This window comes from Clostridium thailandense, from assembly GCF_019207025.1.
Classification (GTDB): Bacteria; Bacillota; Clostridia; order Clostridiales; family Clostridiaceae; genus Clostridium_AM; species Clostridium_AM thailandense.
This window is the reverse complement of record NZ_JAEEGC010000191.1, coordinates 14,742-29,454: the sequence shown is the minus strand read 5'-3', so window position 1 is coordinate 29,454 and position 14,713 is coordinate 14,742. Positions and strand designations below refer to the sequence as shown.

At 33.7% G+C, this 14,713-nt stretch carries 13 protein-coding genes; 3 read left to right on the top strand and 10 right to left on the bottom strand.

The window, feature by feature from the left end:
- Positions 1 to 88: 88 nt before the first annotated feature.
- Positions 89 to 1,261: an MFS transporter gene (locus I6U48_RS27495; protein WP_218323705.1), complete on the top strand. Its 1,173-nt coding sequence runs from the start codon at positions 89 to 91 to the stop codon at positions 1,259 to 1,261.
- 135 nt (positions 1,262 to 1,396) lie between these two features.
- Positions 1,397 to 2,599, top strand: coding sequence for an MFS transporter (locus I6U48_RS27490; protein ID WP_218323704.1), 1,203 nt, complete (start codon positions 1,397 to 1,399; stop codon positions 2,597 to 2,599).
- 133 nt (positions 2,600 to 2,732) lie between these two features.
- Here the strand turns inward: I6U48_RS27490 and I6U48_RS27485 are convergent, their stop codons facing one another.
- The 7 genes from I6U48_RS27485 to I6U48_RS27455 form a co-directional block, all read right to left on the bottom strand.
- Complete coding sequence (locus I6U48_RS27485) at positions 2,733 to 4,097, bottom strand: MFS transporter (protein ID WP_218323703.1); 1,365 nt, start codon at positions 4,095 to 4,097, stop codon at positions 2,733 to 2,735.
- 5 nt (positions 4,098 to 4,102) lie between these two features.
- Positions 4,103 to 4,633 (bottom strand): PadR family transcriptional regulator, encoded by a 531-nt coding sequence (locus I6U48_RS27480; RefSeq protein ID WP_246615582.1) that lies wholly within the window; start codon positions 4,631 to 4,633, stop codon positions 4,103 to 4,105.
- A gap of 189 nt (positions 4,634 to 4,822) precedes the next feature.
- On the bottom strand, positions 4,823 to 6,436 hold the full coding sequence (locus tag I6U48_RS27475; RefSeq protein WP_218323702.1) for a methyl-accepting chemotaxis protein: 1,614 nt from the start codon (positions 6,434 to 6,436) through the stop codon (positions 4,823 to 4,825).
- Positions 6,437 to 6,463: 27 nt separating this feature from the next.
- Positions 6,464 to 6,931 carry a chemotaxis protein CheW gene (locus tag I6U48_RS27470; RefSeq protein WP_218323701.1) on the bottom strand — a complete coding sequence of 156 codons (468 nt, stop codon included), beginning with the start codon at positions 6,929 to 6,931 and terminating at the stop codon, positions 6,464 to 6,466.
- Positions 6,932 to 6,964: 33 nt separating this feature from the next.
- Positions 6,965 to 7,972 (bottom strand): protein-glutamate methylesterase/protein-glutamine glutaminase, encoded by a 1,008-nt coding sequence (locus I6U48_RS27465; RefSeq protein ID WP_246615581.1) that lies wholly within the window; start codon positions 7,970 to 7,972, stop codon positions 6,965 to 6,967.
- An 80-nt stretch (positions 7,973 to 8,052) separates the two neighbouring features.
- Positions 8,053 to 10,098 carry a chemotaxis protein CheA gene (locus I6U48_RS27460; RefSeq protein WP_218323699.1) on the bottom strand — a complete coding sequence of 682 codons (2,046 nt, stop codon included), beginning with the start codon at positions 10,096 to 10,098 and terminating at the stop codon, positions 8,053 to 8,055.
- Positions 10,099 to 10,114: 16 nt separating this feature from the next.
- Positions 10,115 to 10,921, bottom strand: a complete 807-nt coding sequence (locus I6U48_RS27455; protein ID WP_218323698.1) for a CheR family methyltransferase — start codon at positions 10,919 to 10,921, stop codon at positions 10,115 to 10,117.
- Positions 10,922 to 11,005: 84 nt separating this feature from the next.
- Here I6U48_RS27455 and I6U48_RS27450 point away from each other — a divergent pair, with 84 nt between their 5' ends.
- Complete coding sequence (locus I6U48_RS27450) at positions 11,006 to 11,200, top strand: transposase (RefSeq protein ID WP_312891148.1); 195 nt, start codon at positions 11,006 to 11,008, stop codon at positions 11,198 to 11,200.
- Between the two features lie 128 nt (positions 11,201 to 11,328).
- Here I6U48_RS27450 and I6U48_RS30235 read toward each other — a convergent pair whose 3' ends face one another.
- The 3 genes from I6U48_RS30235 to I6U48_RS27435 are packed head-to-tail and all read right to left on the bottom strand — an operon-like array spanning position 11,329 to position 14,706.
- Positions 11,329 to 12,885, bottom strand: coding sequence for an aldehyde ferredoxin oxidoreductase N-terminal domain-containing protein (locus I6U48_RS30235; protein WP_312891149.1), 1,557 nt, complete (start codon positions 12,883 to 12,885; stop codon positions 11,329 to 11,331).
- A 49-nt stretch (positions 12,886 to 12,934) separates the two neighbouring features.
- The gene (locus I6U48_RS27440; RefSeq protein WP_218323695.1) at positions 12,935 to 13,711 is read right to left on the bottom strand and encodes an ABC transporter ATP-binding protein; all 777 of its coding nucleotides are present in this window, start codon (positions 13,709 to 13,711) and stop codon (positions 12,935 to 12,937) included.
- Entirely contained in the window at positions 13,708 to 14,706 is a 999-nt protein-coding gene (locus tag I6U48_RS27435) for a FecCD family ABC transporter permease (RefSeq protein ID WP_218323694.1), read from the bottom strand. The genes I6U48_RS27440 and I6U48_RS27435 overlap by 4 nt, the downstream gene beginning before the upstream one ends.
- Positions 14,707 to 14,713 lie beyond the last annotated feature (7 nt).

The following is a 14,713-nucleotide window of genomic DNA, read 5'->3' as shown; positions in this document are numbered from 1 at the left end:
ATGGATAATACTGGAATGAATTCCTGCTATAAAATGAGAGAGTATGTTATAATTATATTATTAAAAGTAGTATTGGAGGGTGACTTTTATGGATCAATCAGAAGGAGAATTAAATCTGTGGAACTTTTCATTTATTTTAATGTTAATGATAAATTCACTTATCTTTACTGGTTTTACTATGATGACACCAATATTGCCTAAGTATACAATTAGTTTAGGTGCAACTATGTCCATAGCAGGTTTGGTTGCTGGTGTTTTTGCAATTACTTCTGTTACTATTCGTCCATTTGCTGGTTTTGCAACTGATAGGTTTAATAAAAAACATTTATTAATTGTTTCAACCATATTTTTGGCATTATCCGCATTAGGCTTAAAAACAGCATGCAATATATACACTCTTTTTTTCTTTAGAATTGTTCAAGGCATAGCATTTTCAATAAGTGTTACAGTAAGCAATGCTCTATCTACAACATATATGCCTAAGAAAAAAATAGGTGAGGGAATAGGCTTCATGGGACTCGGATATATTTTTGCAACTGCAATAAGCCCCAATCTTGGACTACAGATTTCAACACGATTTGGATTTAAATATGTATTTTATTTATCTTTTGTTGCAGTTATGATTGCAGTAGTTCTTATGAGCATTATTCCATACAATCCACCAAATAAGGAAAATTTAACTTTAAACAAGTTTCAAATTAAAATTAGTGATTTTTTTGCCAGAGAATTGACTATTTTTGCTATTCTTGCTTGTTTATTCACGTTTATGAATGGAGTTATAGGAAGCTTTTTAGCTTTGCTAGGTGATGAGAGGCATATCTCAAATATTGGTTATTACTTTACAGTAAATGCAATTGTAATTCTTATTATAAGACCATTCTCAGGTAAAATTCTTGACAATAAAGGTTTATCAGTTATAGCATTTCCTGCTTTTATTATGGCCATGGCGGCGTCACTATTACTAGCAACTTCCACATCCCTTTGGATGGTACTAGCAGTAGCTATTCTCTATGGAATTGGACAAAGTTCACTTTCACCAGCACTGCAAGCTACTTGTGTTAAAAGACTAGGTCCTAGTAGAGTAGGTGTTGCCACAAGCACTTATTTTATTGGTTATGACGCTGGTCAAGGATTAGGAGCAATCATAGGAGGAAGCATGGCAGGTAAATTGGGTTTAACCTTTGTTTTTTATATTTGCGGCGCACTATTATCTATCGGAATAGTTATATACTATTTTTATACCTTGAAAACAAAGAACTAATATAGATAACCAAACCAGACATTTAACTTATAGGCAGGGATATATTGACATTCGCTTTAATAAGGTATAAGATAAATGTTAGAATCCTAACTGTTAGATTTCTAACGGCTTTGTTGGGGGGAATTAAATTATAAAATGAAAATAATAAAATCAAATTTAGAAACAAAAGAAAATACTAGACTATGGAATTTTAATTTTATTACTTTACTTGGGATTAATACTCTTACTTTCATGGCATTTTATCTTGTTTTTCCGATTTTAGCAAAGTACACTTCAAATTTAGGTGCCTCTCTAAGCATGGCAGGCGTAATTGTAGGTTTATTTTCAATTACAGCATTGTTCATTGGTCCATTCGGTGGAATATTGACAGATAGAACCAGCAAAAAATATGTAATGATAATTGGTACTTTTATAAACGGAATTGCAACATTAGGTTATGCCTTATCACCTAATATTGCATTTGTAATTTTTTTTCGAATAATGCATGGTGCCAGTTTCAGTATCACTAGTGCATCTGGTGTTGCTTGGGCAACGGATTTCATACCAAAAAACAAAATGGGAGAAGGTATAGGTTATCTTGGGATCAGTCAAATTATTGCAACTGCCTTTGGTCCTGAAATAGGAATAGAAGCTTCTAATAGATATGGAATGCCCAAAACCTTTATAGTATCAGCTGCATTGATCATAACGGCATCACTATGTATGAATTTTTTGCCAAACAAAAAACAATTACCTATAAATAATACAGTTGAAAAAAAACATGTCCTTCACTTAAAAGATATTATTGCATTTGAAATATTGCCACTATCTTTAATTGGCGGTTTATTTTTTATGGGAAACGGTCTTGCCACTTCATTTTTAGTTTTACTTGGTGAAGAACGCAAGATAAATGGAATTGGAATGTATTTCACAGTAAATGCATTATTTCTTATTTTCACAAGACCAATGTCCGGAAAACTGTATGATAAAAAGGGACTTTCAACTGTTATGTACCCAGCATTATTGTTCAGCATCACAGAAGCACTGCTAATAGCTCATGCAAGTGCTCTCTGGATGATAATTTTGGCAGCCATTTTTAAAGCATTTGGTCAAGGAACTGCCCAACCTGCACTACAGGCAGAGTGCTTTAATAAATTGGGAAGTCAAAGAAAAGGACTAGCTTCAAGTACTTTTTTTATTGGTGCTAACATTGGTCAAGGCTTAGGTCCTCTGCTAGGAGGGGCTATTGCTTCCTCCTTGGGCTATGAATGGTTGTTTAATTTTAGCGCTTTAGCATTACTATGTGGTATTTTTGCTTATGCAATATATAATAAAAGAACTTGCTCTTCATATTTCTAAAGAAAAGTATCAAGTATATCGAAATTGTGCCTGCTTGCTGTAGTATTTAGTCATGCAAATTTCTCTGATTATGTGATAAAGATATATGCAGCAGACCGCTCTGGAATAGAAGAAGAAATCCAGATATATAAAACTAAGTAATTGAGGCATGACCAATGTTTTTAGGTAGAAACATTACTTCAATTACTGGGAATATCATCAATAAAGCAAGAAATATGAAACCAAATTCATAGGCAGCAGCAACTGGTAAGAAAATTTGTAGTAGATTAACAACCACCGTAATAAGTGATATTCCCATTCCTTGAGCTAAGGTTGATACAACAGCATTCAAGGTATTGGCACTATTTCGATCCTTGGGATCTATCTCAACAAAACTCAATCCACTGTAAGCAGTTAAGGCCAATGAACGTCCTGCACCTGAGATTAATGCTAAAAACATTATCCAAATGGGAAAGGTATTAATTTTAATGAATGCTAGAGCAATAGATGTAGTAAATATCATACAAAATGATGACAATAATGCTCCACGATAGCCTAACTTACGAATGATTGCATTTGTAAAAGGCTTGATTCCAATATTTCCAATAAAAATAAATATAACATAACTCCCTGCTTTTACCGCAGACCAGTGAAAGACCGTTTGTAAAAAAATAGTTAATATATAGGGCAGTGCTCCAACACTTAACCACAAAACAGAACCACTTGTCTGACATATTCTAAAGGAAGTTATCTTTAATGAATCAAGTGAAAATAATGGATTTATTGATTTTTTTAAGTGCTTAAAAACAATAAAACCTAATATCACGCCTAAAACTATTAAGACTAATGCACTTGCCCAATAATCTTTCCCACGAGTGGCTAACTCTGCTCCAACTAAAATTACACCAGATGAAAATGCAATTTCTATAAATCCTAAAAAATCAAATGTAGTTGCCTTTTGTACTTGATCAGTATGGATTAATTTTGCACCAATTAATGCAATAATTAAACCTATTGGTACATTGATTAAAAAAATCCACTTCCAGTTCCAATAAGTAACAATAAAGCCTCCAACCATCGGTGCTATTGCTGGTGCTATGAGGGCCGGCCAAATTAAATAGCTAATCATCTTCAATAACTGTGCTGCTGGTGTTTTTTCTAATACAATTAACCTTGCTGTTGGTGTCATCAAAGCACCAGAAATACCTTGTACAATTCTCATTATTAGAAGAAAAGAGAAATTGGGGGCTGCTGCACTACCTAATGAACTAAGGGTAAAGATAATGACAGCAATAATCCAAATTTTCTTTTTTCCAAATCTATTGGCTATCCACCCGCTTAAGGGGATAAAAATCGCCACTGTAATTAAATACACACTGATAAGTAAAGCAATTGTTGATGTGCTCGTATGAAAATAGTTAGACATTTTAGGTAATGCGGTAGTTACAATTGTTCCATCTAAAATCTCCATAAAGAAGCTCGCAGCCATAAGTAAGGCTATTTTTATTTCTTTTCTCATTTTTATCACCATTCTTTTCCTAATTCCTGTTTAAATTTTTCAGTCCATTGAATTGCTATATTAGCTTGTTGCAGTCGTAATTCAAACTTCTTACTTGCATACCAGTGATCTTTTGAATTTTCTTTTTCCAGTTCTTTAAGTACATCTTGTGTATTTTTTATAATATATTTTTGCTCCTGATAAAATTCATCTAATAATTGTATTTGTTCCTCTAAAGCAAGATGCTGCATTACATCAAGCTTTATTAAATATATATCAGCATTATGAGCACCGCCCGGAACAGGCATTTTCATTAATTCAAAAAAACGGTTCTTTCCTTTTTCTGTGATTGTAGTAATTTTCTTGTTTTTTCCATTTCCCTCTACATTGTTTATTTCTACAAAGCCTTCTTTTTCTAACTTTTCAAGTAAAGGATAAATCACACCATAGCTTACTTTACGGTGATGACCTAAGGCTGCTTGCAATGCACTTCTTAGATCATACCCACTTTGAGGTTCTTCCATCAATTCACCCAAAATAAAAAGTTCATTCATCATTTTAATTCACCTCTATATATATCTTTTAGATATATTCATTATATATCTAAAAGATATATAATGCAAGCCATTAATACATTATTTTCTTTTACCACACATAAATGATGTAACACATGCCGTACCCGAAAAAATCAGCTTTGCATCAAACATGCAAAGCTGATTTTTTAGTAGAAATCTTCTTTTCGAAATTTAAAACTCATCATCCTCATCTAAAGGTATTATATCTTCTGACCTCAAAGAATTGGATTTTTTCATAGCTGTAACCTTATGTGTACTACCATTTAAGGGTATATTTTTCATAAACCTACTTGAAGTTTTTTTACTTTTTAACATATTACTAGCACCAATATGTCTATTTGATGATTCCTTTGCCCCGTTTACCATCCTGTTTAATTGCCCCACTACCTCCTCTAACACCAAAGCTTGAGCATTTAATTCCTCTGCAGATGAGGCAGTTTCTTCTGCTCCCGAAGCATTTTGCTGCGTTACATTCTCCATCTGGCTTATAGCTCTATTCACCTGTTCAATTCCTTGAGCCTGTTCTTGACTAGCGGCTGCTATTTCAGACATTAGGTTATTTAGTTTATCTACCCTGCTGGATATATCATTTAATACTTCATTAACCTTAATAGAAGCTTCTCCTCCTTTAGTTGAAAGCTGAATATTGTTTTCAATAATAGCTGCAGTATCTTTTGCTGCCTTGGCACTCCTTTGAGCTAAATTTCTAACTTCTTCTGCAACTACTGCAAAGCCTTTTCCTGCATCTCCAGCTCTAGCTGCTTCCACTGCTGCATTAAGTGCTAAAATATTAGTTTGAAAAGCAATTTCATCTATAACTTTAATAATCTTACTGATTTCTGCACTTGATTTCTTAATCTCTTCCATTGAAACCATCATTTCACTCATTTCAGAGCTGGCTGTGCCTGCAGCTTCATTGGCCAATTTTGCAAGAGACGAGGCCTGCCTCGTATTTTCAGTACTCTGAATAACCATAGAGGAAGATTCATCCATAGTTGCCGAAACCTCCTCTATGGATGATGCTTGTTCTGAACTGGCTTCTGCCAGCATTTGGCTTGACCCTGCCAGCTGACTTGATGCACTTGCTATCATCCTCGCTGCTTGATCTAATTTATCAGAATTGAAAGCCAGCGGTCTAGTTATAGATATAAGTATCATCATATTAATTAAAATCATTATTACAGAACCCACTATTAAAAATATTGTTGTTATTAATTTAACATTGCTATAATCTTGCTTAAGTTTAGTCTCGCTGTCCTTAGAAAATTTTTGATTAAATTGAACCAAGCTTTTCAAGCTGTCTCCAACCTTATTAACAGCTGGCGTTCCCTGTTCATCCATAAGCTTCATTGACTCAGCTGTCTTCAAATCTCTACTTAACACTATTACCTTTCCACTAATTGTCAAATAGTCACTCCATTCTTGCTTAACATCACTTATTATTTTTCTATCCTCATCATTTGTTATCAATTCTGCAGTATACTTCTGTATGAGTTGTTGAATTTGATCATTCTTTGCCGTCATTGATTTTTCTAAGGCTGCCATTTGATCCTTATCTTCTGTAATAATATGTTTATATTGATCTACAACATAATCACTTTCTAAGGTATCGATACTATGTGCAGTATCCACACTATCTACGGTATTGGTAGCTATATAATCCCCATTACTAAATATCTTGCCTGCTTGAATTATTGCAAATGCACCCATGATTATGAACATTACAAACGATAATACTATACTGAATATAAGTTTATTTCTTATTCTCCACTTTTTAAAATCCATCAATTATTCCTCCTATCATATGTTTATTTAGACCTTTTGAAGCATTTCTTTTTCATCCTTTGACAGCATTATTTGAGGCTCGATAAGCATTACGACTTTGTCTTTTACTTTCCCTATACCCGTTATATACTCCTGATCTGTTTCTCCCAAGCTAATTGGAGGCACTTCAACATCCTCCTTATTTATAGCTAGAACTTCTGAAACAGTATCAACTACCAGCCCTGTTGAACGTGTCCCACTTGAACTTTCTAGTTCCACAACGATAATACAGGTTCTATCATCATATGTTCTCTCCTTTATGCCAAATTTAAGCCTTAAATCCATTATAGGTATAATCTTACCTCTTAAATTAATTACTCCTTTTATAAATTCAGGCATTTTAGGTACATAGGTAATATTCATCATTCCAATTATTTCTTTAACCCTTAAAATAGGCAATCCATAATTTTCTTCTTCTATTGTAAAGGTCAAAAATTTATTTAGCTCTGCTGCCATTATCACACCTCCAATGCTAGTAGTTTTTAAATTCTACTTACTTAAATATCCTACTATTTCATCTACAATATTATCTAAAGATGCTATCTTAGAAACTCCCCCCAATTCAATGGCTTCCTTAGGCATTCCAAAGACAACACAACTCCTTTCATCTTGAGCAATAGTATAAGCTCCTTCATTTCTCATATCTAGAAGCCCTGCCGCACCATCTTTCCCCATTCCTGTAAGTATTGCTCCTATGGCATTTTTGCCTGCATACTTAGCTACAGATTGGAAAAGTATGTCTACAGAAGGCCTCTGGTGAAATACCTTAGGTCCATTATGAAGATGAACATAATACATGGCACCGCTTCTTCTTAGTTCCATATGTCTATTTCCTGGTGCTATTAGTGCCTTTCCAGGGGAAAGTATTTCTCTGTCTTCTGCCTCTTTTACCTGTATATCGCAAATTTGATTCAGCCTTTGAGCAAAAGACCTTGTAAAATGCTCCGGCATATGTTGAACTATTATTATAGGTGGTATAGTAACTGGCATTTTTTCAAGCACATCTCTCAAAGCCTCTGTCCCTCCTGTGGATGCTCCAATTGCAATAATTTTATTTGTAGTCCTGATAAGGGAGTTTTTTCTCTTCTCTTTAACCTCTGACGCTTCCTTTTTAGCCTCTTTAATGCCAAGCTTCCAGTCAGGCACCTTTGAAACTGCTATTATCTTTTCAACAAGCTGTTCTATCATATCTTTAACTGAGTAAGCTACTCCAGGTTTTGCTACCACATCTAAAGCACCATATTCCAATGCTTTTAATGCTACCTCTCCTCCTTTTTCTGCAAGAGAGCTGACTACAATTACTCTAAGTGGATAGTGTTTCATCAATTTTCTTAAAAAAGTCAACCCATCCATCTTTGGCATTTCTATGTCTAACAGAATTACATCAGGCTTTAGTCTTATTATTTTATCCCTGGCTATATATGGATCTGCTGCAGTGTCAACCACTGTGATTTCTTCAGCTCCAGATAGTTCACTGCTTAACATTTTTCTAACCATTGCAGAATCATCCACTACAAGTACTTTTATCTTGCTAATCTCAATCACCTCTTTTTCGTCGTATTAAAAATACTTAGTTCTTAATTTTGCAGCTCAACCATCTTAAAAATCGCTTCTGCATCTAGAATAAGTGATACATTTCCATCTCCAAGTATAGATGCTCCTGCTGCATAATTAATATTTGCAAACTCAAAATCTAGAGGCTTGGATACAATTTCCTGTCTGCCAAATATTTTATCTACAGGAAAAGCTAATAATTTTTGATCTAATTCTAAAATAATAATCTCTCTTCTGTTGTATAAAACCTCATCTTTCTCATGAATATCAAATATTTTAGAGGCATTTATAACCGGTATTATCTTGTCTCTTATACGCAGTATCTGTCTTTGACCTTTCATACTAATCCAGCTATTGTCATCTATTATGAAAAACTCTTTAATAAACAACGTAGGTATAATATATCTTCCACCTGCCACTTCAATAATTGTTCCATTCATGACAGCTAAGTTCATTGGTATCTTTATAATAAATGTACATCCTTTACCTGGATCATTTTGAATCTCAATTTTTCCACCCATATGTGTAATAATTTCATCTACAACGTTCATTCCAACGCCTCTTCCAGAAATATTATTTATTTGTTCCTGAGTAGAAAAACCAGGCTTAAATATGAATCTTATTATTTCTTCTTCACTATATTCTTTATTGTCCTCAGCCATTTTTAAATCTATTGCTTTTTTTAGAACCTTTTTTGTATTAATACCACCGCCATCATCTGACAATTGGAAATATACATTTCCTCTTTTACTGTATGCCCTTATAGTTATCTTACCTTCCGGTCTCTTTCCATTCTTTATTCTCTCTTCTTCGTCTTCTATACCATGAGAAACTGCATTTCTAACTAAATGCATTAATGGATCAAATATTTTTTCAGCTGCACTTCTATCTATTTCAGTTTCTTCACCCTCAATTAAAACTGATACCTTTTTGTTCAGTTCCTCTGCTGTATCCCTTATAATTCTATGCAATCTATGGAGAGTAGGTCTTATCTCAATCATTCTCAGTGACATTGATAATCCTTGTATTTCTTTAATTAACTTGGCTGTCCTAGATAAGGTATTTGACATAACCGAATCGTTTTCAAAATTTTCTTCTACCTGCTGTGCAAATTGGGAATTTAATATAAGTAATTCTCCCAGCATATCCATTAATCCATCAACTTTTCCCACAGGTATTCTTATAAATCCCGTATCCTGCTTCTCATTCGGTTTTCGATTTTTAATGGATTGAGTATCCAACTCGGTTTTTATATACTCTTTTGAAATTATTTCTGGCTCTATTTTATTACTTGATTTCTTTTCTTTTAACTCCTCTATTAGCTCCCGCTTTTCTACTTTATCTACTTCCACAACACCCAATAATTCCAGAACTAATTCATCAATATTGTTATCTGTAACAATCATAAATCTGATGGTATTATCTGAAATTACAAAATCTTCTTCACCAAGTAATTCTTCAGAAAGTTCCCTAGGTATTGCAGCAATTATGCTTCCATAGTTACCCACAAATTGAGAAATAAGCCAGGCCCTTAAGGACTTCATCAAACAATCTTCGCTTAATACTACCTTAACTTCATAAGGCATAAATCCCCTTTTGTAATTTGCGAGCAGAACCTCTTTTAGCTCTGCGTCAATATTAAAATCCTCTTTAAGCTCTAGTTTAACTTTTACATCTTTATCATCTGGCTTTTCTTCTGATGAAATTTCTTGAAGTTCTTGAAGTATTGTTCCAGTTTCTATACTTTTATCACAGCTCTCTTTCTCTAAAATAGACAAAGCATCTTCCAGAAAATCGTGACAGGAATATAAGGCTTTAACAATTCTCTCTGTTAATACTCTACTTCCGCTGCGTATTTCATGAAGAATATTCTCCATTGTATGCATTACCTTTTGTATGTTATAAAATTCCATAGCAGCTGAGTTGCCTTTTATCGTGTGAGCTACTCTAAAAATACTATTTATTAAATCATCATCTCTATCTCCTTTTTCCATGTGAATCAAGGCTTCACTTAAATTAATTAAATTTTCCTTTAAATCTTCAATGTACATTTCAAATATTTCATTCACTTAAGTCACCACTTTTCTATTTCATATATAAGGCAGGTTCGATATAAGTATATTTATGTTCCTTGTTAAGCAAGCTCTCAGAATGACCTATAAACAACAAACCACCTTGTACAAGATATCTATAAAATTTATTAACGAGTTTTTCTTGAACATTATTATTAAAATATATCATTACATTTCTACAGAATATGATGTCAAAGTTCTTCTTAAATCTATACTCTTCCATCAAATTAAAAAGCCGATATCTAATCAGATTTCTTATTTCTTCTTTAACTGAAAAGCCAGTCCCTACTTTATCAAAGTACCTATTAAGTAATACCTTAGGAATTCCTTCACAATCTGAATTGGAATATTCTCCTTTAATAGCTTGTTTTATTGCCTCACTATCTATATCTGTAGCAAGAATTTTAATTTGAATATCCCTTATTAAATATTCCTTTAACAATATTGCTAAAGAAACAGATTCTTGCCCTGTGGAGCAGCCTGCACACCAAATCCGAATTTCTTTCGCACTTTCAATCCGCCTATTGTTTTCCATAATAAAAGATAAATTCTTCTTGATAAAATGAAAGTGTTCCTTCTCTCGAAAAAACTCGGTGGTATTTGTAGTAATATCATTCACAAGTTGCTGAAAATATTCTTTGCTGTTATTACCTTTTAAATACATTAAGTATTCTTCATGTGATGGCATTTTCATTCGTCTCATGGATTTTTCAATTTTCATCATGAAGGTTTGTCTTTTATTTTCCCTAACAAATATTCCTGTCTTATCATATATTAAATCGGAATACTCTTTAAAATACTTATCCTTAAGTTCTACCAATATGTATCCACTCCCTGTATTGCGATAATTTAGAATTTTCAGAATATAACTCCATTATCGTGCGTTTATACTTTAAGCTTTATAGTGTTTTATAATAATAAAAGAATAATAGCAGAGACAGGTACTAATATGGAGCAATTTAGAAGTGCAGATCATTTTAGTTCCTGGGCAGGATTGGTTCCTGAATGTAAAGAAAGCGCTGGAAAGAAAATGAGTACACGTATACGTAAAGGTAATTGGGATATGAGGTCATTCTACAAAAGACTTGAAAATTCTTAAAATTTTAAGCCCACCAATTGGCAGGCTTATTAGTAGTGTGTTCAATTAGTTTGTATTTAGAATAAATTTTCAGGACAGTCCCCTTTACATTTAGCACTTCATTACTTTTTATTTTATAGATTTTTCATCTACTTAATGCTCCTATCAAAATATCTGTAAAGGACTTTAACAAACTCAGGTATGGTTTTCTGAACGCTGTCAAGCTTTGAATTTGTCTCAAAGGTTATTTCTCTTTCCATACAATTCAAACTATATTTTATTATTTTAGAAGGCTCTGTTTTAATTCCTGTTTTGCAGAAAAAAACCTCTGAAAGAATGTACAAAATATCCTCATTTTCAATTAATGCAAAAGCAGAAAACAGGCATATTCCAAAATTACCAAGAATAGTCATCATCGCATACAAATAATCCAAATCAGATATATGCTTTAAATATTCCGGCTTGGATTTTATTAAAACACTAAACTTTCCTTCTTCATTAACCGAGGGCTTAGTTACAAAAGGCTTTAAATTAGTTTTATCACTGTAAAAAGAATATATTCCTTGAGTCTTACTGCCAATAAGCCTTCCTATTACTGATAACTTTTTTATCTCATCTAAAGCTCCAATTATCTCTTCTTTTTTAGCATTTTTATCAATAGCTTTATAATAAAGCGCTATGCTAAATACCAGCTCCACTGAATCAAGGCCTAGTTCAAAAGCCTCCTTGTTTATGGTGCTTGCAAAAGCTTTATCATCAATATTAAAAGCTTCCTTTAGTGCCGCATAAACTTCACTTTCCGCAGGAGATGAATACATGTTGTCACCTTCCTTTAAATGTCTATTTAAACAGCCTATTACACAAATTGGTGAGCAGGTCTTATTGATATTACATAATTTGGAATATTTCTTTATATTTTTTGAAATATTGCTTTGCTTTGACAGATCTATTTTTCTCCCCTGCTTCAGCATTTTCATAAGAGTAATAGAACCGTAACCTGGAAGCGCACCACCACAAATAGGATGACTTACAATAATTTTGCCTAGTTTTTTTGCATTTTTACTTATTCCTTCTTTATCTAATACCTCAGCATTAAAATGGCCTTTACTTTTCACTACAAGAGCCTTAATGCCCTTTGAACCGAATATATCTCCCATGCCGCCTCTTGTACAATGATATTCCGGAACCTTTCCCTCAGGATAAGTACTGAAAAGTGACGATAATGGAAGAAGATGCTCCCCAGTGGGCCCAATACCTATTATAGCAGCCTCAAGTCCAAATTCTTTCCGTATTTCATTAATAGTATCAGATACAACCGCTTCTTTTAAATTCATATTTTTCTCAATGTGAGTTCCAACTTCTGAAAACACTACAGTTATAGGATTTTGAGAATTACTTTTGCCTATCATTACAACTGCAGCTATATCAAGCGATGCTAACTTTTGAGAAAATGGGCCTGCAATATCCGCAAATTGTATTCCGTCACTTTTGCTTTTTTTAGATGCAATAGTTATTCTTCCTGTACTTGGCACTAATGTGCCTGAACATAATCCTGGTGCTAAAACTATTGCATTACTGCCATCATATCTATCTGTGCCGCTTGAGACATTTTTTATAATTAAAAAGGCTGCAAGCCCTCTGCCGTATTCCATAGTTTCCTTTATATTAAATTCTTCATATTTTACTGTTTCTTCTGTTAGATTTATGTATATAATCTTACTTATTGAAATCCCCCCTTTTCTATTTTATCCCCTGCTAGAATGCAACCATTAAACGTTTTCCCTTATGTTCTAATAAATCTATCCTTCCATAGATAAGAGAAAGTCCTTGTCTTATTTCTTCATTCGATGCAGCTTTAAGTTCTATGTCGCATGCAATATTTCCGCTTTTTAGAAGCAGCAGTCGGTCACAGAATGCTAAAGCAAAATTAGGATCATGAAGGGTAATAAGTCCAGCCTTTTTCTTTTCATGAACAGCGTTTTTAATTCGACTAAGCACAATATTCCGATTGACAAAGTCCAAGGCACTATCAGGCTCATCCATAAGCATAACTGGTGCATCCTGAAGCAATGCTCTTGTAAAAATGGCTAGCTGTTTTTGCCCTTCACTGATTTTATCAAAATCATGATTCTCATATCCTGATAGTCCAGCCTGCTGTAACAGCCTAACAGCCTGTTCTTTCTGCTTATGGCTTGGAGCTTGCAAAAGTTTTATGTGAGGATTTAAGCCCATTAAAACTACATCTAAAACAGTAGCTCCATTCATCTCACTGCTCCGCTGAGGAATATATGACAAAAGTCTTGCTCTTTTGTATTCATTCATTGGCCCCAAGCACCTTCCAGCCACCGTAATTCTTCCTTGATCTGTTTTAAGTAATCCGCATACTGCACGAAGAAGGGTAGTTTTTCCTGAGCCATTAAGTCCAAGAAGAGCACAAAACTCTCCAGCCTCTACAGAAAAATTCACATCAGCTATAATATTCTTTTTTTCATAAGATACCCTTACATGCTCTATCTCTAGTAACTTACTCATATTTGCTCCTCCTTTTTGTGATACATAAAATAAATAAGGAAAGGAACTCCAAGAAATGTTGTAAGAATACTAATTGGCAGTTCAGCAGTATATAAAGTACGTGCCAAGCAATCAGCTAACATCATAATAATGCTACCTACACAAGCACTAAAAATACATGTAGTGAAGTTTTGCCTTTTTAAAATTAATTTACCTATATGTGGAGCAATTAGCCCAATAAAAGCAATAAGCCCCGTTATAGAAACAATAGCTGCTACCACCAAAGTTGTAAAAGATAAAATGATAACTCTAATTAATGTAACACGCACTCCCAGCATCCTGCTCTCATCCTCATTCAATGCAAGAAGGAAAATCTGACGCCTAAACAAAATAACTACTATAATACCCAAAAGAATAATGGGAAGCACTACCTGCAATTTTAAGTCAGTAACACTTCCAAAGCTGCCCATAGACCAAAATTCTATTGCAGCCAGTTCACTTTCAGGATCTGCGAAAAATTTCAACACCATAATAATTGATTGTGAAAGAGAGGCTATAACAATACCCGCCAAAACGTAAGTTGCAGTGCTGTTATTTTGTGTGACGTGTACTAGTAACGTTACCGCATACACTGCCATAAGTCCACCAATAAATGCACTGCCTGCTACTAAATTAATCTGATTTCCAACAAAAATTATTGCTACTGCTGCTCCAAGATTTGCACCACTTGATACACCGATTATATCCGGTGATGCTAATGGATTACGAAAAATTGTCTGGTATACACTTCCAGCCATTCCTAAGCCAAAACCTGCTGTAAGTGTCATAATAGTTCGAGGAAGGCGCAGCGTAAAAAACACTTTACGGCTCATTTCATTAATTGAGTTTCCAAGAATTAAGTTTTTTATATCATCTAATGTTATTGGATATTTTCCTACACAAATCGATATTACAAAAGAAGTAAAAATGGAAATCACTATTAAAACAAATGAAATTTTTAATTTTTTACTATTCATATAAAAT